18 protein-coding genes are annotated in these 22,379 nt (G+C 74.8%); 10 read left to right on the top strand and 8 right to left on the bottom strand.

All coding sequences use genetic code 11. From position 1 onward, the window contains the following. Positions 1–286 precede the first annotated feature (286 nt). Genes IE329_RS31125 through IE329_RS31115 form a run of 3 tightly spaced genes read right to left on the bottom strand, consistent with a single transcriptional unit; the run spans position 287 to position 2,924 of the window. Positions 287–1,306: an NAD(P)/FAD-dependent oxidoreductase gene (locus IE329_RS31125; protein WP_190214355.1), complete on the bottom strand. Its 1,020-nt coding sequence runs from the start codon at positions 1,304–1,306 to the stop codon at positions 287–289. 12 nt (positions 1,307–1,318) lie between these two features. After that, positions 1,319–1,855, bottom strand: a complete 537-nt coding sequence (locus IE329_RS31120; RefSeq protein WP_190214354.1) for an isoprenylcysteine carboxyl methyltransferase family protein — start codon at positions 1,853–1,855, stop codon at positions 1,319–1,321. 7 nt (positions 1,856–1,862) lie between these two features. After that, entirely contained in the window at positions 1,863–2,924 is a 1,062-nt protein-coding gene (locus IE329_RS31115) for a type III polyketide synthase (RefSeq protein WP_190214353.1), read from the bottom strand. 76 nt (positions 2,925–3,000) lie between these two features. On the opposite strand from IE329_RS31115, the gene IE329_RS31110 reads away from it, so the two are divergent. Further along, on the top strand, positions 3,001–3,906 hold the full coding sequence (locus IE329_RS31110; RefSeq protein WP_190214352.1) for a UbiA family prenyltransferase: 906 nt from the start codon (positions 3,001–3,003) through the stop codon (positions 3,904–3,906). Between the two features lie 304 nt (positions 3,907–4,210). Further along, positions 4,211–5,392 (top strand): AI-2E family transporter, encoded by a 1,182-nt coding sequence (locus IE329_RS31105; RefSeq protein WP_190214351.1) that lies wholly within the window; start codon positions 4,211–4,213, stop codon positions 5,390–5,392. 67 nt (positions 5,393–5,459) lie between these two features. Here IE329_RS31105 and IE329_RS31100 read toward each other — a convergent pair whose 3' ends face one another. Beyond that, positions 5,460–5,975 (bottom strand): hemerythrin domain-containing protein, encoded by a 516-nt coding sequence (locus tag IE329_RS31100; protein ID WP_190214350.1) that lies wholly within the window; start codon positions 5,973–5,975, stop codon positions 5,460–5,462. A 108-nt stretch (positions 5,976–6,083) separates the two neighbouring features. After that, complete coding sequence (locus tag IE329_RS31095) at positions 6,084–7,979, bottom strand: RICIN domain-containing protein (RefSeq protein ID WP_190214349.1); 1,896 nt, start codon at positions 7,977–7,979, stop codon at positions 6,084–6,086. A 456-nt stretch (positions 7,980–8,435) separates the two neighbouring features. Between IE329_RS31095 and IE329_RS31090 the strand changes: the two genes are divergently transcribed. The 5 genes from IE329_RS31090 (at position 8,436) to IE329_RS31070 (ending at position 16,626) form a co-directional block, all read left to right on the top strand. Continuing rightward, positions 8,436–9,848 carry a chitinase gene (locus IE329_RS31090; RefSeq protein ID WP_190214348.1) on the top strand — a complete coding sequence of 471 codons (1,413 nt, stop codon included), beginning with the start codon at positions 8,436–8,438 and terminating at the stop codon, positions 9,846–9,848. A gap of 32 nt (positions 9,849–9,880) precedes the next feature. Then, a complete protein-coding gene (locus IE329_RS31085; RefSeq protein WP_373311350.1) occupies positions 9,881–11,065 on the top strand; it encodes an alginate lyase family protein in 1,185 nt (394 codons plus the stop codon). Between the two features lie 723 nt (positions 11,066–11,788). Further along, positions 11,789–14,443, top strand: a complete 2,655-nt coding sequence (lanKC, locus tag IE329_RS31080) for a class III lanthionine synthetase LanKC (RefSeq protein ID WP_190214347.1) — start codon at positions 11,789–11,791, stop codon at positions 14,441–14,443. A 99-nt stretch (positions 14,444–14,542) separates the two neighbouring features. Then, positions 14,543–14,680: a SapB/AmfS family lanthipeptide gene (locus tag IE329_RS31075; protein ID WP_107452462.1), complete on the top strand. Its 138-nt coding sequence runs from the start codon at positions 14,543–14,545 to the stop codon at positions 14,678–14,680. A 185-nt stretch (positions 14,681–14,865) separates the two neighbouring features. After that, positions 14,866–16,626 (top strand): ABC transporter ATP-binding protein, encoded by a 1,761-nt coding sequence (locus tag IE329_RS31070; protein WP_190214346.1) that lies wholly within the window; start codon positions 14,866–14,868, stop codon positions 16,624–16,626. A gap of 37 nt (positions 16,627–16,663) precedes the next feature. On the opposite strand, the gene IE329_RS31065 is transcribed toward IE329_RS31070, so the two are convergent. Beyond that, complete coding sequence (locus tag IE329_RS31065; protein WP_190214345.1) at positions 16,664–18,172, bottom strand: DUF2252 domain-containing protein; 1,509 nt, start codon at positions 18,170–18,172, stop codon at positions 16,664–16,666. Between the two features lie 422 nt (positions 18,173–18,594). On the opposite strand from IE329_RS31065, the gene IE329_RS31060 reads away from it, so the two are divergent. Both IE329_RS31060 and IE329_RS31055 read left to right on the top strand, forming a co-directional pair. Continuing rightward, positions 18,595–19,515 (top strand): phosphatidylinositol-specific phospholipase C, encoded by a 921-nt coding sequence (locus IE329_RS31060; protein ID WP_190214344.1) that lies wholly within the window; start codon positions 18,595–18,597, stop codon positions 19,513–19,515. 166 nt (positions 19,516–19,681) lie between these two features. Next, positions 19,682–20,623, top strand: coding sequence for an NADP-dependent oxidoreductase (locus IE329_RS31055; RefSeq protein ID WP_190214343.1), 942 nt, complete (start codon positions 19,682–19,684; stop codon positions 20,621–20,623). 293 nt (positions 20,624–20,916) lie between these two features. Here IE329_RS31055 and IE329_RS31050 read toward each other — a convergent pair whose 3' ends face one another. Next, complete coding sequence (locus IE329_RS31050) at positions 20,917–21,069, bottom strand: hypothetical protein (protein WP_190214342.1); 153 nt, start codon at positions 21,067–21,069, stop codon at positions 20,917–20,919. Positions 21,070–21,314: 245 nt separating this feature from the next. On the opposite strand from IE329_RS31050, the gene IE329_RS31045 reads away from it, so the two are divergent. Next, positions 21,315–21,812, top strand: coding sequence for a hypothetical protein (locus IE329_RS31045; protein WP_190214341.1), 498 nt, complete (start codon positions 21,315–21,317; stop codon positions 21,810–21,812). A gap of 38 nt (positions 21,813–21,850) precedes the next feature. On the opposite strand, the gene IE329_RS31040 is transcribed toward IE329_RS31045, so the two are convergent. Continuing rightward, complete coding sequence (locus tag IE329_RS31040) at positions 21,851–22,372, bottom strand: histidine kinase (RefSeq protein WP_190214340.1); 522 nt, start codon at positions 22,370–22,372, stop codon at positions 21,851–21,853. Positions 22,373–22,379 lie beyond the last annotated feature (7 nt).

Here is a 22,379-nt window from a genome sequence, read left to right as displayed (position 1 = left end):
TGCGGGTGACATGGGTCCCCCGCCCCTGGTGTGTGGCCCTGGGCATCAGGGGCCGGACGGCATGGTGGTCGAGCAGGGGGCTGCGGACCCCCTTCTCAACCGCACGAGACCCGGTCCTGGTCTCCCGGATCTCGCCCGGGCCACCGGCCGCACTGCGGTGCCGCCCCGGTGCGGACGTCACCGTCGACGTGGCTCGCTGGTCCGAAAAGCCAGGTTGGCGGCGCGCCGCACCCGGCCACCGGCCCGGCCGCGGTACGGGCGGTCGTCCACCGTCGCTGAGGCTCCGTCAGCCCAGGCAGCGGACGGCGGCGGCGAAGGCGGCGGGGCACCGGGCGGCCAGCGGGACGATCCGGGCCGCCACCGCCGGCCGGCCGCGCAGCCGGAGCAGCGACTCGGTGAGCAGCCGGTAGCGGCGGGTGGCCCGGCACCAGGCGCGTTCGTAGTCCTGCGGGCGGCCGGCCCGTACGCAGTCGACCAGCCGGGCCGCGCCGGCCAGCGCCACCGAGATGCCCTCGCCGGTGAGCGCGTCGACGTAGCCGGCGGCGTCCCCCACCAGCAGGACGCGCCCCGCGACCCGGCGCCGCACCCGCTGGCGCAGCGCGCCGGCGCCCCGGGCCCGGCCGGTCGCCGCGGCGGGCGGGAGCCTGCGGCCGAGCTGCGGGAACCGCGCGAGCTGCTGCTCGAACGGCTCGCGGTGCCCGGTGAGGACGGCGACGCCGACCAACTCCGGGCCGAGCGGGGTGACATAGGCCTCGCTCCCGGCCGACCAGTGCACCTCGACGTGGTCGCTCCAGGGCGCCACCGCGTAGTGCCGGCGCAGCCCGTAGCGGGCCGGGCGGTCGTCCGGCAGGCCCAGGCCGAGGCTGCGGCGGATCGGTGAGTGCAGTCCGTCGGCGGCGGCCAGGTAGCGGGCGCGCAGCCCGGCGGCGCTGACGTGGTCGTCGTGCTGGTGGACGGCGCCGACCCGGACCGGCTCGACCAGGACGCCCAGTTCGGCCGCGCGGCGGGCGAGGGCGTGGTGCAGCTCGGTGCGGCGTACGCCCAGGCCCGGGCCGGTGCCGAAGGGGGCCTCGGCGATGTTGCGGGCCCCGTCCAGGTAGCGGATGCCGCGCAGGGGGTGCCCCTGGAGGGTGACGCCGAGGCCGGTCAGGCCGCGCAGCGCCGGGGGCATCAGGCCTTCGCCGCAGGCCTTGTCGATCGGGGTGGCTCGGGGTTCGGCCACCACCACCTCCAGGCCGGCCAGGGCGGCGTGGATGGCGGTGGCGAGCCCGGCCGGGCCGCCGCCGGCGACGAGCAGGTCGATCACGGCGGGCCCCGGCTACCGGAGGGCCGGCGCGGCGGCGGGTGCGGGCAGGGTGGCGAGGGCGGCGTTCTCGCAGCGCAGCCGGACGGCCAGCAGCGGCAGGTTGAGCAGGGTGAAGCCGGTGGCGGTGAGCCAGTTGCCGTGCACCAGCGGCAGGGCGATCCCCTCGGCCACCACCGCGAGGTAGTTGGGGTGGGAGAGCAGGCGGTACGGGCCGCGGTCGACCAGGGGCAGGCCTGGCACGACGATCACCCGGGTGTTCCAGCGCGGGCCCAGGGTGGCGATGCACCACCAGCGCAGGCCCTGCGCGGCAAGGGCGAGGGCGAGCATCGGCCAGCCGAGGGCGGGGACGAACGGCCGGTCGGCCAGGGCGGTTTCGGCCAGGCAGCCGGCCAGCAGCCCGGTGTGCAGCAGGACCATCACCGGGTAGTGGCCGCCGCCGTACTCGGTCGCGCCGTGCCGGCGGCTCCAGGCGGCGTTGCGGCGGGCGGTGACGAGTTCGGCCAGCCGTTCGAGGGCGACCAGCAGCACCAGCAGGGTGTAGGGGGCCATCGGATGCCTACCAGGTGAGAAGGACGAGTTCGGAGCTGAGGCCGGGCCCCAGCGCGAGCAGCACCCCGGGGGTACCGGGCAGCGGCGGCCGGGTGGCGAGGGTGTCGCGCAGGATGTGCAGCACGGAGGCGGAGGAGAGGTTGCCGACCTCGGCCAGCGAACGCCGGCTCAGCTCCAGCGCCCGGGCCGGCAGGTCCAGCGATTCGCGGACGGCGTCCAGCACCTTGGGCCCGCCCGGGTGGCAGACCCAGGCGGTGACGTCGTCCCGCTTCAGCTCGTGGTCGGCGAGGAAGGAGCGCACCTCGTCGCCGAGGTGCGCCCGGACGACCTCCGGCAGATCGCTGCCGAGCATGATGCGGAAGCCCTGGTCGCGGATGTGCCAGCCGAGCAGGTCGGTGGTGCCCGGGTAGAGGTGGCTGCGGGTGGCCCGGACGGTGGGCCCGGCGGCGCCGCCCACCGGGGCCTCGGGTCCGACGGCGACCACCGCGGCGGCGCCGTCGCCGAACAGCGCACCGGCGACCAGGTTGGCGGGGGACCCGTCGCCGCGCTGGACGGTCAGCGAGCAGAGTTCGACCGAGAGCAGCACCGCGACCTGGTCAGGGTGCCCGCGGAGGTAGTCGTGCAGCCGGGCGAGGCCGGCCGCCCCGGCCACGCAGCCGAGGCCGAAGAGCGGCAGCCGCTTGACGTCGGGCCGCAGCCCGAGCCGGTGGGCGAGCCGGGCCTCGACCGAGGGCGCGGCGATCCCGGTGACCGAGGTGGAGATCACCAGGTCGACGTCCTCGGGGCGCAGGCCGGCCTCGTCCAGGGCCCCGCGCAGCGCCCGCTCCCCCAGCTCCAGGGCGTGTTCGATGAAGAGGTCGTTGGCCGCGCCGAATCCGGTCAGCCCGGCGTACCGCTCCAGCGGCAGGGCCAGGTGGCGGGTGCCGACGGTCGCGGTGGCGTGCAGCCGGTCGAGCGACCTGCGGTCGGCGCCGCCGGCCAGGAAGATCTCCGCGAGGGCGTCCCGGATCTCGTGCTGGTGGTAGCGGTGGGGCGGGAGGACTCCGTGGACGGCCGCGATTCGCGTCATCACCCCATACTAGGGAGAATCGCCAGCAACTTTGCCTATCGGGACATCCCGGGCATCCGGCGGCTAGCATCGTCGGGTGCGAGAGACCGGAACCCAGCAGGTCGAGGCGTCAGTTCGGCTGCCGGACCGGCGCGTTCCGGGGGCGGTCGCCGGACTCGTCCGGGCGTGTCACCCCGAACCGACGGCGGTGGTGACCGCCCTGGTCACCGCCCTGGCGGCGGCATCCGGCCTCGGGCCCGCCCGCTGTCTGCTGGTGGCGGGCGCCGTGCTCACCGGCCAGTTGTCCGTCGGCTGGTGCAACGACCGGGTCGACCACGGCCGTGACGTGGCCGCCGGGCGGACGGACAAACCCCTCGTCGACGGCGTTCTCCGGCCGCACGTCCTCAGCCGGGCCGCCGGCACCGCGCTGGCCCTGTGCGTCCCGCTCTCGCTGGCGGTCGGACCGCTCGCGGGCCTGGCCCATCTGACCGGGGTCGGCGCGGCCTGGGCCTACAACCTGGGCCTGAAGCGGACCGTGCTGTCCTGGCTGCCGTACGCGGTGGGGTTCGGCCTGCTGCCCGCCTTCGTCGCCCTGGGGCTGCCGGGCCGGCCCTGGCCGCCCGGCTGGGCGGTGCTCGGCGGGGCCCTGCTCGGGGTCGGCGCCCATCTCACCAACGTGCTGCCCGACATCGAGGCCGACCTGGCGGCCGGGGTCCGGGGCCTGCCGCAACGCCTGGGCGGCGGGCCCACCCGGGTGCTCGCCGCGCTGGTCCTGGGCGCAGCGGCAGTGGTCCTGTCGGTCGGACCGCCGGGGCCGCCCGGCGCGGCCGGCTGGGCGGCGCTGGGTATCACCGGCCTGATGGCGCCGCTCACCGTGCTGCCCGTGCCGGGCCGGGCGCGGAGCCGGGTCCCGTTCCTCGCCACCCTGGTGCTGGCCGCGACGGCGGCGGCCGCGCTGCTGACCCGCGGGGTCGGCCTCGGCCCGGGGCCGGGGTCCGGATGACGGTCCGGCAGGGTGGCGGCGCGACCGGGTGGCGCCGTGCCCCCGGCGGACCGGCGGGGACACGCCTCGGGCGGGCGGCACGAGGTGGGGCCGGACGCAACGGACCGGTGCTCGGCGGCGCCGGGCCCAACGGACCGGGACACGACGGACCGGGACACGACGGGCCACGACACGACGGGCCAGGGCGCAGCGGGGCGACACGCGATCGGGGTCCCCGGCCGGTGCGGCGGGAGCCGGTCGGCTCTGACGTAACGTCGGGGGCGGGGCCGGCAGGTGGGTCGACACACAAGGAAGGCACACCGCGATGACTCCTCGGGCGGCAGCGGGGCAGGACCCGGAGCGGGGCGGCAGGCCGGACCGCCGGCGCCCCCGGCCCGGCACCCCGGCCACCCGCCGGCCGGTCCCCCGCGGCGGCGCGCCGTCCGGCCACCAGGTTCCGCCGGGGCTGGAGCACGCGGCCGGGTACGCCTGGCGGCTGCTCCTGGTGGGCGCCGCCGTGTACGCCGTGCTGTCCTTGCTGGGCCGGCTGGTGCTGCCCGTGGTCGCGGTGTTCGTCGCCCTGGTGATCACCGCGGTGCTGCGGCCGGCCGCCGACCTGGTCAACCGCTGGATGCCCCGCGGGCCGGCCGTCGCGGTCACCGTGCTCGGCGCGCTCCTGCTGCTCGCCGGCGTGCTGGCCCTGATCGGCGAGAACGTGGCCGGCGAGTGGAAGCAGCTCGGCGACGAGTTCCACGGCGGCATCGACCGGATCGAGCAGTGGCTGAAGGGCCCGCCCTTCCACATCGAGCCGGCCACCGTGTCGGACCTCCAGACGAAGATCGGCTCCTTCCTCTCCGAACACCGCTCCACCCTGGTCAGCCGGGCCGTCGACGAGGCCAGCCGGGTGGTGGAGATCGTCACCGGCGCGGCCCTGTCCCTGTTCTGCTCGATCTTCTTCATCCACTCCGGCGAGGGCATGTGGCGCTGGGCGAAGCACCAGCTGCCGCACGGCGCCCGGGAGACCTGGGACCACGCGGGACGGGCCGCCTGGCGGACCTTCGCCGGCTACACCCGGGGCATCATGATCGTCGCGGCCAGCAACGCGGCGCTGGTCGGCATCGCGCTGGCCCTGCTGGGGGTGCCGCTGGCGCTGCCGCTGACGGTGCTGGAGTTCTTCGCCACGCTGGTGCCGCTGATCGGCTCCCCGGTCGCGATGGCGATCGCCGCGGTGGTCGCGCTGGCCGCGAAGGGCCCGGTGACGGCGCTGATCGTGCTGGCGCTGATCGTGGTGATCGGGCAGATCGAGGGCCACCTGCTGCATCCGCTGGTGATGAGCTGGGCCGTCCGGCTGCACCCGGTGGCGGTCGCCCTCTCGGTGATCGCCGGTGGCATCCTGGCCGGGGTGATCGGTGCGGTCGTGGCGGTCCCCGTGGTCTCGGTGGTCTGGGCGGTCGTCTGCGAACTGCGGCTGCGCCGGGAGGAGGCGCGGACCCCGGCGGCGCCCTGACCCGACGTGTCCCGGCCCGAAGGCGCCCGGGCGTTCGGACGGCCGGGCGCCTCCGGGCCGGGCCGGGTCAGCCCCGGGCGTCCATCGGCAGGCCCAGCAGGCTCTCGGTGGTCCCCGCCCCGGGCGGCAGCGAGTTGAGCGCCTCGACGATCCGGCGCTCCTCGAAGGCGAAGTGCGAGGTGAGGATGGCCGTCAGGCCGTCCAGCTCCCGCCGGACCCGCTCGGCCTCGGTCGCGTCCGGATCGGCCGCGATCCCGCCGAGGAGTGCCTCCAGGCTGCGCACGATCCCGCTGACCAGCTGGTGGTCCTCCGCCAGCTTGGCGAGGACGGGACGCAGTTCGGGGAACTCCGTGGCCAGCAGCGGGAACGCGCCCGTGTCCTCGCCGGTGTGGTGCCTGGTCAGGACGGCGCAGAAGGAGAGGCAGTGTTCCTTCAGCTCCCGCGGCCGGCCGCCGCGCCCGTCCAGGAAGGCGTCGACGTCACCCCGCAGGGCCGCCAGCTCCTCCTGCAGCCGGTGGTGGATCTCGGTCAGTTCGTCACCGAAGGCGGCGAGCCGCTCGTTCGGTCCGGTGGCAGTACCCATGGCGGGCCACCTTAGCCGGGCCGGACGGGCCTGGGGGACCGGAAGGCGGCGGCCGCCGGGGGGAACCTCCCCGGCGGCCGCCCGTCCGGCGGGTGCGCGGGTCCGGTTTCAGGGTGTCGGCGCGGTCCACTTCTGGTTGGCGGCGCCGGTGCAGGTCCAGATCTGGGCGCGGGTGCCGTTGGCCGAACTGTTGCCGGTGGCGTCCAGGCACTTGTTCGCGGCCGGGTTGACGATGTCGTGCGAGCCCGGTGAGTACGTCCACTGCTGGGCGCCGGAGCCGTTGCAGTCCCAGAGCTGCACCTTGCTGCCGTCCGCGGTGGCCCCGCCGGTCACGTCCAGGCACTTGCCGAGCGCACGGACGGTGCCGTCGGTGCCGAGCGTCCAGGTCTGCGCGGTGGTGCCGTTGCAGTCGTAGAGCTGGACGGCGGTGCCGTTGGCCGTGCCGGCCGCGGCCACGTCCAGGCACTTGCCGGCCAGTCCGGTGACCGGGCCGCTCGCGCCGCCCTGGTTGCCGCCGCCGCCGTTCCAGGTGAAGGTGGCCGAGGTCTTGGCGGGCAGGTTGTAGGTGAAGTTCTGCCCGCCCCAGACCACCCGGACGTTCTGCGCGGTGCCGCTGTCGTTGTAGGCGACCAGCGCCTTCGAGCCGTCCGGGTTGAGCCAGGCGACGTTCGGGACGGCCGAGTTGGCGGTGGAGGCGATCCGGTAGGCGCCTGGCCGGACGAACTTGGTGAGGTGGCCCATGGTGTAGTACTCGACGGTCCAGTCGACCTGACCGCTGCGCGCGTCGCCGTTGTGCACGGTGGCCAGACCGGTGCAGGTGCCGCAACCGCCGTAGTGCGGGCCCATGTTCTGGTCGACCGCCAGGCTCCACTTGGTCACCGACTTACCCCAGTTGCGGGTGTAGTCGATGATGTTGCGCATGTCCTCCTGCTGCTGGTTGCCGATCCAGGTGCCGCCGGAGTGCTCGGTGTCGAAGGCGTCCACGGCCGGGTACTGGTTGTGCACCGTGGTCTGGGTGGCGACGTCGCCGCCGTACCCGTGCCAGGCGATGCCGCCGAAGTTGGGGTGGCTGCGGACGGCCGGGTCGTCGACGGTGGGGGCGGCGTAGGACGCGTACTGGTCCCAGTTCCAGTCCAGCGACAGGACCTTGGTGTTCAGGCCGGCCGCGGCCAGGGCGGGCAGCAGGTTCGTCTTGGTGAAGTAGGCGAGGCCCGAGCCGTTCCAGCTCATCGACGGATAGCCCGAGCAGCAGGTGGGCTCGTTCTGGACGGTCACGTACTTCACCGGTACGCCCTGGGCCTGGTAGGCCTGGAGGTACTTGACGAAGTACTGGGCGTAGCTGCCGTAGTAGTCCGCCTTCAGCCAGCCGCCGTCGAGGTTGCCGCTGTCCTTCATCCAGGCGGGGGCGGTCCACGGCGAGGCCATCACGCTGAGGCCCGGGTTGAGCTGCGCGGCCTGCTTGGTGAGCGGCAGCACGTCCACCAGGTCGTGGGCGATGCTGAAGTTCGCCAGCGCGGGATCGGTCTGGCCGGCCGGGCGGTCGTCGTAGGTGTAGCCGTACCGGGCCAGGTCCGAGGAGCCCATCGGGTTGCGGAGGAAGGAGAGCCCGATGCCGTCGGTGGGCGAGAAGAGCCCCCGCATGGTGGCGTCCCGGGTGGCGGCGCTCAGTGCTCCGCTGCTGTTCAGCAGCCAGGCGGCGGTGTCGGTGAACGAGGCGCCGCCGCCGGTGAACTGCTGGTAGCGGGTGGAGTCGTCGACGGTGATCAGCTGTCCGCCGCTGCCCGCGCCGGCGCCGAAGGCGGTGCCGGCCTGCTGCTGCAGTCCTCGGGTGACGTGCCGGCCGCCGGCGTCGTCGGTGGTGGTCAGCCAGATCGAGACCGGCTCGCCGGCCGCGTGGGCGGCGCCGCCGGTGGCCAGCAGGCCCGCGGCGGCGAGGGCGCCGGCCAGCAGGACGGCGGTCGCCCGGCGGGGCCGTGAACGGTGGGCAGATCGATGCCTGGGCATGGTCGGCTCCGGATTCCGTGGGCCGAGGGCGGGGTTGGACGCGGTCGCGGGTGCGGCCGGGGGCGCCTCGGGTGGGGGATCGGCACCGGGGAGGTGGCCTGGGGACGGGCAGCCCGGTGTCGCGGAGTGATTCAACTCCTGTAACTGTTGGAGCGTCAACCCTTTGGTCTCTACCAATTGTCACCAAGTCGTGAAGGCAAAGTGCGGGCCTGAGGCCCGTTGATCGTTCATCAGTTGACGGATCGACGGTTAGTAAACCTTCCAGTCAATAACCCTTGACGGCGCCCTCCGCGGTCCGGTTGACTCCGGTGCCGAGCCGAGCGGCACCGCACTCCCTCGCACCGGGCCCCCACACGCTCGGCCCGCCGTCCAGCGTCCCCGCCCGTACGTGTCGACGCGGACGGACGTCCGCCCCACCGCACGGCCGAACCCCCACGCTGTCCCAGGAGGACACCCATGCGACGCCCCTCACGCCTCACCGCGCTGCTCGCGCCGCTCGCCCTGGCCGCGGGCACCCTGCTGGCCGCCGCCCCGGCCGCCCACGCCGCCGCCAACCCCGGCCCCGGCTTCCCCGCCCAGTACGCCGCGCCCTACGTCGAGACCTGGGGCTCCCCCGCCGCTCTCGCCAACGCCCGCAACGCCACCGGGCTCAAGTACTTCACCCTCGCCTTCGTCATCAGCGACGGCAGCTGCAACGCCACCTTCAACGGCAACACCGCCATCACGGACGCCGGCTGGCAGTCGGCGATCAACAGCCTGCGGGCGGCCGGCGGTGACGTGATCGCCTCCTTCGGCGGCGCGTCCGGCACCGAACTCGGCCAGGCCTGCACCACGGTGAGCAGCCTGAAGGCCCAGTACAAGCGGGTGGTCGACACCCTCAACCTCACCAAGATCGACCTCGACATCGAGGGCGGCGCGCTCGGCGACACCACCGCCAACGACCGCCGCAACCAGGCCCTCGCCCAGCTCCAGCAGGAGTACGCCGCCGCCGGGCGCAACCTGGCCGTGCACTACACCCTGCCGGTCAACCCGACCGGCCTGGAGTCCAACTCGATCAGCCTGCTCAACAACGCCAAGAGCCGCGGCCTGAACGTCGGCGTGGTCAACATCATGACCATGGACTACGGCCCCACCCTGGACATGGGCAAGGCCGCCACCGACGCCGCCACCGCGCTGCACACCCAGCTCGGGCAGATCTGGACCACCAAGACCTCCCAGCAGCTGTGGGCGATGGAGGGCAACACCCCGATGATCGGGGTCAACGACAGCACCAACGAGGTGTTCACCACCGCCAACGCCACCACCCTCACCAACTTCGCCCGGAGCAACGGCATCCAGCTGCTGGCCTTCTGGGCGCTCGGCCGGGACAAGGCCTGCGCCACCAACGGCACCCTCTCCGACACCTGCAGCGGAACGCCGCAGAGCGCCTACCAGTTCGCGAGCACCTTCAACGGGATCACCGGCGGTGGCACCGGCAACCCCCGCCCGACCGGCCGGATCAGCGGCTACGGCGGCAAGTGCGTGGACGTCGCGGCGGCCTCCAGCGCCAACGGCACGGCCGTCCAGCTCTACGACTGCAACGGCACGGCCGCCCAGAACTGGACGGTCGCCGCGGACGGTTCGCTGCAGGCGCTCGGCAAGTGCCTGGACGCGACCGGCGCCGGCACCGCGAACGGCACCCAGCTCCAGCTGTGGGACTGCAACGGCACCGGCGCCCAGAAGTGGCAGCCGGGCAGCGGCTCGACCCTGGTCAACCCGGTCTCCGGCCGCTGCGTCGACGCGACCGGCCCCAGCTCCGCCAACGGCACCCGACTGCAGCTGTGGGACTGCTTCGGCGCCGCCAACCAGCAGTGGCTGCTGCCCGCCTGACCACGGCCGAACCCGATCGAGAGGACCACGCCGTGCACCGTCACCTGCGCAAGCTGCCGGCCCTGGCCGGACTGCTGACCCTGCTCGCATCCGGCCTGGGCAGCGCCCCCGCCGCCGAGGCCGCACCCACCACCTTCGCCCACCCCGGAGTGCTGAACAGCCGGGCCCAGCTCGACTTCGTCCGGGCCAAGGTGAAGGCCGGCGAACAGCCGTGGAAGGCCGCCTACGACCAGATGCACGCCAGCAGGTACGCCTCGCTGAGCCGGACCCCCAAGCCGCGTTCGGTGGTCGAGTGCGGTTCGTACTCCAACCCGAACATCGGCTGCACCGACGAGCGCGAGGACGCCATCGCGGCGTACACCCTGGCGCTGGAGTGGTACATCACCCAGGACAGCCGCTACGCGGCGAAGGCCGTCCAGATCATGGACGCCTGGTCCGGCACGATCACCGACCACACCAACAGCAACGCACCGCTGCAGAGCGCCTGGTCGGCCTCCACCTGGCCGCGCGCCGCCGAGATCATCCGCTACACCTACACCGGGTGGGCCGCCGACAAGGTCAGCCGGTTCGGCACCATGCTGCGCAACGTCTACCTGCCCGAGGTGGTCAACGGCTCTAACAGCAACGGCAACTGGGAACTCAGCATGAACGAGGCCACCATCGGCATCGCCGTGTTCCTGAACGACCGGACGGTCTACGACAAGGCCGTCGCCAAGTTCCGCGGCCGGGTGCCGGCGTACATCTACCTGGCCTCGGACGGCGCGCTGCCGAAGACCGCTCCGGGCAGCGGGCTGAACACCCGCGACCAGATCGTCTCCTACTGGCAGGGCCAGAGCACCTTCGTCGACGGGCTCACCCAGGAGACCTGCCGGGACTTCACCCACACCGGGTACGGCCTCTCGGCGATCGCCCACGTGGCCGAGACCAGCCGGATCCAGGGCCAGGACCTCTACCCGGAGGTGGCCGACCGGCTCCGGCACGCCCTCGGCCTCCAGGCCAAGTACGAGCTGGGCACGGCCGTGCCGTCCTGGCTGTGCAACGGCAGCCTGGACAAGGGCCTCGGCCCGGTGACCGAGGTGGGCTTCAACGCCCTGCACAACCGGCTCGGTTACGGCATGGACAACACCCAGGCACTCACCGAGCAACGCCGTCCGGCCGGGACGGACAACCTCTTCACCGCCTGGGAGACCCTGACCCACGCGGGCAACCCGGGCTGACCGGCTCCCGCCCGCCGGGACGGGCCCGGGGTGACGCGCCGTCGGCGCGCCGCCCCGGGCCCGTTCGCGTTCCCCTCACGGCGGCGCGGGCCGCCGCGCGGGGAGAGGACCGCCGCATTCCGGCGGTCCCCGGCGACGGCCGGGGGCGGGTCGGTCGCCCGCCGAATCAATGCACCGAAATTCGACCGTTATTAGCACAGAGAATCGACACTTATTCATTCGTTCGCGTCCCTTCGCCGAACTCGCGCCCCCCTCCCGGCGACCGCCGGCCGACGACGGGATGAACCGCCCCCCGCGTGCGCCGCCCCGCCCCCGCTGCGCCGTCGGGCTCCCCCGGCCCGCCGGGCATCCGGAGCAGTCCCACATCGTGCCAGCTCAGCAGGGATTTGGCGATACCTCGGCGGCCCGGCCGGCAGGCCGCCGGGAGCGCCGTGACCCCCTTCGGGTACGTACTCCGGCCGGTACCGGCGCACGCCCGTACGCCCCGGCTCGCTCCACCGACGGTCCGTCACGCCGGGGTGAATGTTCCGTCGAAATATCTTCCTCTGCGCCGTTGCGTACGAACTCGTGATGACCCAACAATTCGATTGTCGCATCGCGGTCCGGGAATTCCGGGCCGACGTCGCCGGTCCGCCGGCGGCCCCGCCTCCCGGGCGGGGCGCCGATGCCGGCGCCTCCGCCGCCCCACAACCCCGCGTACGTCCCGCACCGAGGAGGGCTCCGATGGACAACCAGTACGAGGCCTACGCCTACGCCGACCCGCTCTTCTACGACTCGCCCCGGCGCTGGGGCGCCCAGGAGGAGTTCGCCGCCGTCAGCCGCCCGCTGCCGGCCGGGTGGGAGCGCGGCGAGCTGGAGATCTGGGCCGTGGTGCGCCCGACGGACGTCCGGCTCCCCTCGCAGGGCTGGAAGATCCACGTCTCCTCGTGCGCCGAGGACGCCGAGGCGGTGCTGGAGGAGGTCTACGCCTACTGTCTGCGCGAGCGCCTCACCTTCAAGTTCCTGCGCGGCCTGCCGATCCTCCAGGTGCAGAACTCCAAGTACGCGCCACGCGGCTCCAGCGGCAAGTTCTGCACCGTCTACCCGGTCGACGACGCCGAGTTGGAGCGATGTCTCGACGGCCTCGGCGGGCTGCTCGCCGGGCGCAGGGGCCCGTACATCCTGAGCGACCTGCGCTGGGCCGAGGGCCCGCTCTACCTGCGGTACGGGGGATTCGCCGAACGCCACTGCCGCAACGAGGCCGGGGAGCGGGTGCTCGCCCTCGAAGGACCGGACGGACGGCTCGTCCCGGACGTCCGCGGCGCCGGCTTCTCCGTCCCCGACTGGGCGCCGGTGCCGGCGGCCATCGCCGCGGCGGTGGCCGAGCGCGCGGTGCAGAAGGACTCCGGGCTGCCGTACGCCGTGGAGCGGGTCCTGCACTTCTCCAACGCGGGGGGCGTGTACCTGGCCCGGGACGGGGCCGACGGGCCGCAGCTGGTGCTCAAGGAGGCCCGGCCGTACGCCGGGCTGGACCAGCGCGGCGTCGACGCGGTGGCCCGGCTGCGCAACGAGCACGACATCCTGGCCAGGCTGGCGGGGGTGCCCGGGGTGCCGGCGCAGCACGGGCTGCTGACGGCCTGGGAGCACGAGTTCCTGGTCCAGGAGTACGTGGAGGGCCGCTCGCTCAGCGAGTGGCTGACCGCCAACTACCCGCTGATCCACCCGGACGCCGACCCGGCCACGGTGGCGGAGTACACCCGCGAGGCGCTGGGGATCGTGGAGCGGGTGGAGCGGGCCCTGGCCGGCATCCACGCCCGCGGGGTGGTCTTCGGCGACCTGCACCCACGGAACCTGATCATCCGGCCGGACGGCGACATCTGCTTCATCGACTTCGAACTCGCCAGCACCGCCGAGGACTTCGTCCGCCCGGCACTGGGCGCCGCCGGCTTCACCGCCCCCAAGGGCTACACCGGGGCGCAGATCGACCGGTACGGGCTGGCCGCGATCCGGCTCTGGCTCTTCCTGCCGCTGGCTCAGCTGACCGCGCTGGACCCGGGCAAGGCCGGCGAGCTGGCGGACGCCCTGGAGCGCCGCTTCCCGGTGCCGCCCGGCTACACCGACGAGGTCCGCCGCCTGCTCGGCTCCTCCCCCGCCGACGGCCGGGCCGCCCGCCCCGAGCTCGGGCAGCGCCGCGCGGAGGCCAACGCCCTGCTGGCCGCCCCGGCCCCCGACTGGCCCCGGATCAGGGACTCGCTCGCCGCCGGCATCGCGGCGATGGCCACCCCCGAGCGCCCCGACCGGCTCTTCCCCGGGGACGTCGCCCAGTTCACCCGCGGCGGCCTCGGCCTGGCGCACGGCGCGGCCGGCGTCCTGTACGCCCTGCACGCCACCGGCGCCGCCGTCGACCCCGGGCACGTCCGCTGGCTGGTCCGCGCCGCCCGGAGCCGTCCCGCCGCACCGGGGCTGTACTTCGGCGGGCACGGCGTCGCCTACGTGCTCGACCTGCTGGGCGAACGCGAGGAGGCGCTCGGCCTGCTCCGGCGGCTCGGCACGGCGGACGAGGACCCGGGGCCGGGCCTGGGCGCCGGCGCCCCCGGTACGGCCCTGGCCCTGCTGCACTTCGCGGCCGCCACCGGCGAGGCCCGGCTGCTGGACGAGGCGCTGTCGCTCGCCCGGTCCGCCGCCGACGCCCTGGAGAAGGCCGGCCGCGGGGACCCACGGCGCCGGGCGGGCCTGCTGGCCGGCGCCTCCGGCACCGCCCTGGCGCTGGTCCGGCTGTACGAGCACACCGGCGACCACGCGTTGCTCGACCAGGCCGAACACCTGCTGGAACTGGACCTCGACCGGTGCGCGAGCGTCGCCGACGGCACCTTCCAGGTGGTCGACGGCCGCCGGGTGCTGCCCTACCTGGAGACCGGCAGCGCCGGCGTCGGCCTCGCGCTGGACGCCCTGCTGGCCCACCGCCCCGACAGCCCGTCGGCCGGCCACGAGCCCGCCATCCGGCGGGCGGCCGAGCCCGAGTTCATCATCCAGCCCGGCCTGTTCAACGGGCGGGCCGGCCTGCTCGGCTACCTGGCGCTGACCCAGCCCCGGGCGGACGCCCGGGCCGGCACCGGGGCGGCGGACGCAACGCCGACGGCCGCCGGGGCACCGACGGCGGAGGCGAAGGCCGGGGCGGCCCTGCTGGCCCGGCAGCGGGCCCTGCTGACCCTGCACCAGGTCTCCTACCGGGGTGAACTCGCCTTCCCCGGGGACCACTTGCTGCGACTCTCGGCGGACTTGGCCACCGGCTCGGCCGGCGTGCTGCTGGCACTGGGCACGGCCCTGGCCGGCACGCCCTTCCTCCCCTGGACCGGCCCGTCCGGCGCGCCCGCGCCGACCGCCGGCACCCCCGGCTGACGGGCCCACCGGCCCGAACGCCCAGGGCGCGCCCGACGCGCCCCCACCGACTCCCGGCCGCCGGCCGGGCGATCCACCCTCTTGATGAAGGAGACAGTCATGGCGATCCTCGACCTCCAGACCATGGAGCTGCCCGAGACCGAGGCGGCCCCGATCGACGACACCCTCGCCAGCACCAGTTCGCTGAGCGTCCTCAACTGTGGCACCAGCACCGTCAGCACGCTGATCTGCCTCTGAACCGGGTGCCCGCCCGCAGGGGCGGGTGACTCGGCGCAGCCGGCCGGGCCGTCTTCACGGGCCCGGCCGGCCACCGGGCCGGCGCGGCACACCGCCGCTCCGGCCCGGTCCGCCGTCCGGCGGCCGGTCGCACCGGACCGCACACCACTGCACCCCACCGCACCGCACCGTCAGAGAGGTTTGCCGTGGCCGACCAGCCCGCTCGCACCGCCGGCCCCGCGCCGGACAAGGTGCGGCTGCGCCGCGAACTCACCACCGACCCCGGCCGGCTCACCTGCGCCCTGCTGCTCGCACTGGGCGCCACCGCGGCGGCCCTCGCGCTGCCGCTGCTCGTCCAGAAGATCATCAACGACTTCTCCGCCCACCGGTCGTTGGGCCCCGACATCGCGATGATGTGCGTCGCGGCCGTCGGCGGCGCCCTCACCACGGCGGTGTCCGGGTTCCTGCTGGCCAGGATCGGCGAGCGGATGACCTACCGGCTGCGGATCCGCATCATGGACCACGCCCTGCGCCTGCCGCTGGCCGTGGTCCGCGCGCAGGGCACCGGCGACCTCGCCGCCCGGATCACCTCGGACGCCCTGCTCCTGCGCCAGGTGGTGGAGATCGCCACCCAGCTGCCGCTGGCGGCGCTGACCGTCACCTGCACGCTGCTGGTGATGGTCTGGATCGACTGGGTCCTGACCCTGGTCACCGTCCTGTCGCTGGCCGTGCTGACCGTGCTGGTGGTGCTGATCCTGCGCCGGCTGAAGGACAACGTCACGGGTCAGCAGAACGCGGTCGGGCGGATCGCCCAGCGCTTCACCGCCGACCTGGAGGCCCTCACCACCATCAAGGCCTACCGGGCCGAGCCGGTGGCCGCCCGGGCGCTGGCGGCGGACGCGGAGCGGCTGCGGGCGATCTCGCTGCGGGGGGCCCGCCTCGGCGCGCTGATCCCGGCGGCGCTGACGCTGGGAAACCAGCTCGCGATGATCGCGGTGATCCTGACCGGCGGCGCCCGGCTGGCCGCCGGCGACCTCGGGGTGGCGGCCTTCGCCGCGTTCCTGCTCTACCTCCTGCAGACGGTGCCCTCGGTCAGCACGCTGGCGACCGGTTTCGGCCGGCTGCAGTCCGGCCTGGCCGCCCGGGACCGCTGCAACGAGCTGCTGGCGCTGGCCCCGGAGAGCGACCCCCAGGACGCCGGGCGGACCGCCCCGGTCCCGCTGCCGGGCGCCCCCGCGGTGGTGTTCAGCTCCGTGTCGTACACCCACGCCGGGGCCGGCGACGCCGCCCTGCGCGGGATCTCCTTCAGCACCGCCCGCACCGGCCTGACCGCGGTGGTGGGCCCCTCGGGGGCCGGGAAGAGCACCACGCTCTCGCTGATCGACCGGTTCATCCGGCCGTCCTCCGGCTCGATCAGCGTGCTCGGCCACGACACCCGGCAGTGGCCGCTGGACGCGCTGCGCGCCCGGATCGCCTACGTGGACCAGGCGTTCACCCTGCTGGAGGCCACCGCCCGGGAGAACCTGCAGCTCGGCCGGACCACCCGGGCCAGTGACGGTGAGCTGGCGGCCGCGCTGGACGCCGTCGGCCTGACCGAGGACATCGCCCGGCTGCCGCAGGGCCTGGACACGCCGCTCGGCCGCGAGTCGGACCTGTCCGGGGGCCAGCGCCAGCGGATGGCGCTGGCCCGCGCCCTGCTCTCGGACGCCGAGATCGTCCTGCTGGACGAGCCGACCAGCCAGTTGGACGGGCTGAACGAGCAGCGGTTCCGCGCCGTCGTGCAGGACCTGGCGGCCACCCGGGCGGTGATCGTGGTCGCCCACCGGCTCTCCACCGTCCAGCACGCCCACCACGTGATCATGCTGACCGGGGGCACCGTGGTGGACGCGGGCGACCACCCCACCCTGCTGGAGCGCTGCACGCCCTACCGGGAGCTGGTGGCCAGCCAGCGGGTGCCGGCGCACTGAGCCGGCCCGGCGGCGGGGGCCGCCGCCGGGCGGCCCGTCAGTCCTGCTCGGGCTCCCGCTCCGCGACCACCCGGCCGGAGGCCACCGCGTCGACCAGGGCCTGGAAATCGCGCTCGTTCTGGTCGGCGTAGCTCTCGGCGAAGCCGACCAGCGCGCGGTCGAAGGCGTCGCTCTGCCCGAGGTAGGCCGCGATCGCGATCGGGTCGCCGGACCGCGCGTGGGCGCGCGCCAGGGTGCCACCGCACAGTTCGCCGAAGGCCTGGAGACCGCCCGGCGGCATCAGTTCGGGTTTCGCGATGCCCTTCCAGTCACGCAACTGGCGTACGTAGAAGTCACGTTGCCGGCCGTCGATGCCGGTGGTCCGCTCCCAGCCGAGGAAGATGTCGCTGGCGGCCTGCATCAGCCGCTGCCCCGAGGCCACCCGCTCGCCCTGGTTGTCGTACTCGCTCGCGCCCACGTAGGGGGCCAGCACGGACGGCCCCGCCTCCTTGGCCTGCAGGAACAGCGGGTCCTCGTCGTCCCGGCCGAGCATCAGGATGATCCAGCAGCGGGTGCCGACGCTGCCGACGCCGACCACCTTGCGGGCCGCGTCCACCAGCCGGTACTGCTGGAGCAGGTGCCTGCGGTCGGACGAGAGGCTGCGGGAGTAGCTCTCGACCATGCGGCCCAGCTCGCTCATCAGCGCGTCCCGCTCGACACCCGCCAGCAGGTCGCCCACCGGTACCAGCAGCGGCGGGTCCGGGGCGATCCGGCGCCGGCCGCCGACCAGGTCGGTCAGCCGGTCGTACGCCTGGAGGCTGTCCCGGCCGTGGGCCTTCGCCACGGCCTTCTCCAGGTTCTTGCGCCCGGCCTTCTCCAGCCGTCCGGCGGCCAGTTCGCGCAGCCGGTCCACGTCGGCCTGGGCGTACCAGATGTCGATCCGGCGCATCCCGGCGAACATGTGCATCCGCTCCCGGTAGGAGCCGACGGCGGCGCGCACGATCTTGGCGCGCTCCTTGTCGCTGAAGTCGTTCGCCCGGCCGGCGATCACCAGGCTGGTCGCCAGCCGCTTGACGTCCCACTCCCACGGGCCCGGCAGGGTCTCGTCGAAGTCGTTGATGTCGAAGATCAGGTGGCGCTCCGGCGAGGCCATCAACCGGAAGTTCAACAGGTGAGCGTCCCCGCAGAGTTGGGCGCGCAGCCGGGAGTCGGGGGTGCCGCCCAGGTCGGCGGCCATGATAGCGGCGGCGCCCCGGTAGAAGCGGAACGGGGATTCGGTCATCCGGCCGTAGCGGATCGGGATCAGTTCGGGCACCCGCTCGGCCGACTGCCGCTCCAGGATGTCCACCGGGTCCTCGCGGTCCGGCGGCGGCTCGAACAGGCCGTGACCCGAGCGGGGCGAGGCCGCCCGGGCGGCTCTGCCGCGGGCCACCCGCTCCTCGGGGGTAAGGGTCCGTTCGGGTGAGGGAGCCGCCGGCGCCGGCTTCTTCGCGGCGGTCCTGGCCGGCCCCTTGGCCGCGGTCTTGGCGGGCTTCTTCGCGGCGCTCTTGGCCCGTGCAGTGGTCATGCGGAGGTCCTCCTCGCGCGGCGCGGCCGGCGGGAGCGGGCGGCTGCCCCGGCCCGTCGCCACGGCCCGATTCCCGGCCCGGCCGGCTGGGCGCCGGCGCGTCGGGGCCGCCGGTCCGACCCGGCGGCTGCTCCGATCATCGCGGCTCCCGGCGGACCCGGCATCATCTGCCGCCGCGCCACGCCGGGCAGGGCTTCGAACCCGCCCGGAGCTACCCGCCGGTAGCGGCGGAGGCCGGCCCGGGCCGGACCCAGGGCCGGCGGCCGCCCGGGCCGCAGCCGCGCCGGGCGCCCGCCGGCTGCGCCCCACCCGCCGCCCGGCATCCCGCCCCACCCTCCGTCCTCCTGCACGGGTCTATCCGCACGCCCCGCCCCACCGATAATGTCCATGCCACAATCCACCGTCTCCGGAGGTAGTGGCCCGTGAGTCCGACCGACCGCACGATGACCAGGCGCGTCTTCACGCGCGGAGCGCTCGCCACCGGCACGGCGGGACTGCTGGCGGGCCTCGGCCCGGGCACCGCCGCGGCCGCCGCCGGCGCACTGCCCGGCGGCGCGGACTGGATGGGCGCCCTCGACGGGCAGACCCCGCTGGCGCGGCTGACCGTCCCCGGCACGCACGACACCTGCTCGCTCCACGGCGGCGCCCTCACCGAGACCCAGACGCTCCCGCTGGCCGCCCAACTCAGCGCAGGTGTGCGGTTCCTGGACATCCGATGCCGGGTGGTCAACGGCGTCTTCGCGATCCACCACGGCCCGGTGTTCCAGCAGGTCTTCTTCGGCGACGTGCTCAACGCCTGCCGGGCCTTCCTCGCCGCGCACCCGCGCGAGACCCTGCTGATGCGCGTCCGGCAGGAGTACTCGACCGCCTCCGACGCCGAGTTCGGGGCGATCTTCGCCGGCTACCGGGACCGTTGGCCCGGACTCCTCCGGACGGAGGACGGTGTCCCCCGGCTCGACGAGGTCCGCGGCCGGGTGGTGCTGCTGGCCGACCACCCCGCCCTGCCGGGGATCCGCTGGGGCGGCCCGCTGACGGACATCGAGGACGACTACCAGATCGGCACCGTCTTCGAACTCGACTCCCGCAAGTGGCCCGAGGTAACCGCCCACCTGGACGCCGCCCGGGCCGCCGGCGACCCGCAGCGGCTCTTCCTCACCTTCACGTCGAGTTCGGGCTGGGGGCTCTGGCCGCACACGGCCGCCGACGTGATCAACCCCCGGGTGGCCGGCTACGCCTCCGCCGCCGGCCGGAGCGGTGGCCCGGCGGTGCTCGGCACCGTCCCGATGGACTTCGTGACCGAGCCGGACGTCCGGAGGCTCTACGCGCTGAACTTCGCGGGCTGAGCCCGGCCCTGCGACGGCGGGGGCCGGGGCGCGGCCCCGTGCCCCATTCGGCGGCGCGCCCCGCTCCCCGCCGGGTCCCGGCCCTGCCGGCGGCATAGAAAGGTACGGGCAACAGGCCGGTGGCGGCCGCCCGGCCCTTCCCCCCGCACCCCGTCAGGAGCCAGCCATGAAGGCCCTCGTCTCGACCGAGTACCAGCCGCTCGACCGGATCTCCCTGGCCGACCGGCCGAAGCCCGCCGCCGGCCCCGGCCAGGTCCTGGTCAAGGTCTCCGCGGCGGCGCTCAATCCGCTCGACCTCGCCCTGATCACCGGCGCGATGAAGGACTTCTACCCGGTCGACCACCCCCATGTGGTGGGGATGGACGTGGCCGGCACGGTGACCGAGGTCGGCCCCGACGCCGCCGGATACGCGCCCGGCGACCAGGTGCTCGCCTTCGTCCCCTCCGGCGGCACGGTGGCCGAGTACACCGTGGCGACGGTCGGCCCGCGGCTCGCCCGGCGGCCCGCCGGCCTGGACGCCGAGCACGGCGCGGCGATCCCGGAGTCCGGCATGACGGCGGTCTGCCTGCTCCGCGCGGTCGGCCTGGGCGCGGACGAGAGCCTGCTGGTGATCGGCGCCACCGGCGGCATCGGCCTGTACGCCGTCCAGCTCGCCACCGCCCTCGGGGCCCGGGTGATCGCCACCGCCTCGGCGGACGACGCCGGGTACGTCCGGGGGCTCGGCGCCGCCGACACCGTCGACCACCGCGCCGGGGACGTGGTGGAGCAGACCCTGCGGCTGGTGCCCGGCGGCGTCGACGTGGTGCTGGACCTGGTCAACCGGGGCGAGGGCCTGGCCGCCACCGCGCAGGCCGCCCGGCCCGGCGGGCGGCTGGTCTCCCCGCTGTTCGGCCCGGCCGAGCTGGAGCGCGAGGTGACGCCGGTCTACATCGGCTCCTTCGACCCGGCGCCCGGCGACCTGGAGGACCTCGCCCACCGCGCGGCGGACGGCCGGCTGCGGGTCGAGCTGGGCGCCCGCTACCCGTTCGACCGAGCCGTCGACGCGGTGGCCGACTTCGCCGGCAAGCACACCCGCGGCAAGATCGTCATCACCGTCGACGCGTCCTGACCGGGCACGGATCCCGGCCGGTGGCAGGATCCGGACCGGCCCGGACGGGGGGACGCCCGGGGCGCGCCGCCGGGCGGGGACGGACCGGCCGGCCGTGGCCGGCGGCGGGCGTGCAGCAGCCCCGGACCTGGGGGGTAGGTCCGGGGCTGCGCTGCGGGCGGCCCGCCCGGGGGGAGTGTACGAGCCGTCCCGACCAGACGTCTGACCCGGATTCCCGGGAGCAAACCCGGCCGGCCGAAACTTTCTTCAGGAGTGGCCTGCCACGACCTCACCCGGAGGGGGAAGCGGCTGGGTCAGGCCTCGATCCGGCGCCGGGCCGCGTGCCGGGCCGCGCCCCGGCTATGTCGGCGGTACACCGGCGGGCGGGCCCGCCGATGGCCGCGGCCGGACCCGGCCAGGACGACGGCGAGCAGCAGCGGGGCGGTGAGCAGGAACAGGGTGACCATCGGGTGCCTTTCGTGGGCGGGGCCGGATGGCAACCAGCGTGTCCAGGCGCAACCTGCGGAAATCCCGTTCAGGGCCGTTCGGCCCTCATGATCACCCGCAGGGCTGAGTCGTACACCCACGATCGTTCCCACCGGCGCGCGCCGGGGCTCCGGGAGCCCCCAATCGTGACCCTGGGGGAGCGGCCGGATCCGGAGGGTGTTCAATGGGCAGGCCCGCCAGGGCACGAGCCGAGAGGACACCCGGGATGGGACGCAGGAAGACCGGCAAGCCGCGCCGGGAGCGGGCCGCGGCCGAGTACTCGCTGCGGGAGCTCCGGCCGCCCGGCTACGAGGAGTGGATCACGGTCGCGCCCGGGATGAGCCCCGACAAGGCCGCCGCCGACCCGCTGATCACCCCGGGGGCCGTCGGCATGATGCGGCGCCTGGCCAGGCTCCGCCCGGTGTACGGGCCCCAGGTTCCGGTGCAGGCGCTCTGGCTGGACCTGGCGGTGGACGAGGGCGAACTGCTGCTGCGCCGGGCCGGCGGCACCGTCGGCCTGCCGGTGGCGGAGCTGGCCGGCCTGCTCGGGGCACCCGCCGGCAGGGCCGAGGACGTCCGGGCCGGCCTCCACGAACTGCACGCCCGCGGCGTGGTGCTGGTCGAGCCGGACGAGGAGCGGACCGTCCTGCGGGTGGTCACCGCCCGGCCGGCCCGCCCGGGCGGGCGGTGGCTGTTCGAGGAGGAGGCGAGCCCGGCCGGCTGACCCGGCCACGGAGGCGCGGGCCGGCCGTCCGGCCGGCGTCAGCCCTCGGCGTCCTCCTGCTCCTTGCGGACCTCGTCCTCCGCCGTCCGCTGGGCCGCCCTGACCTCGGCCTCCACCTCCTCGGCCGGGCGGCGGTCCAGGCGTCCGCCGTGCCGCCCGGCGATCGCGTCGACCGGGTCCGGCGACTCCTCCCGCAGGTCCACGATCAGCATCGACTCGCCCTCGGCCAGGCCGCTGCTGAAGACCGTGAGCCCCTCGGCGGCGTCCTGGAAGCGCTTGAACTCGGTCGCCCCGCCGAGCACGGTGCCGGCCGTCCAGCCGAGGAAGAACCCGACCGGGCCGCCCAGCAGGCCGACCAGGCCGCCGAGCAGCCCGCTCACCACGGTCGGCGTGCCGGCGCCGTGCACCCAGCTCTCCGGCACGTCGAGGATGCCGTCCGCCGAGCGCTCCAGCACCGCCGCCTGGCGCACCCCGTGCAGTTCCCTGACCTCGTCGTAGGCGGCGCGGACGGCCGCCGGGTCGTCGAAGGTGACGAACAGCATGCTGTGCGATTCCGGCATCGGAAGG

Source organism: Kitasatospora indigofera, assembly GCF_014655955.1.
Taxonomy (GTDB): Bacteria; Actinomycetota; Actinomycetes; order Streptomycetales; family Streptomycetaceae; genus Kitasatospora; species Kitasatospora indigofera.
This window is presented reverse-complemented; position numbering and strand designations above follow the sequence as displayed.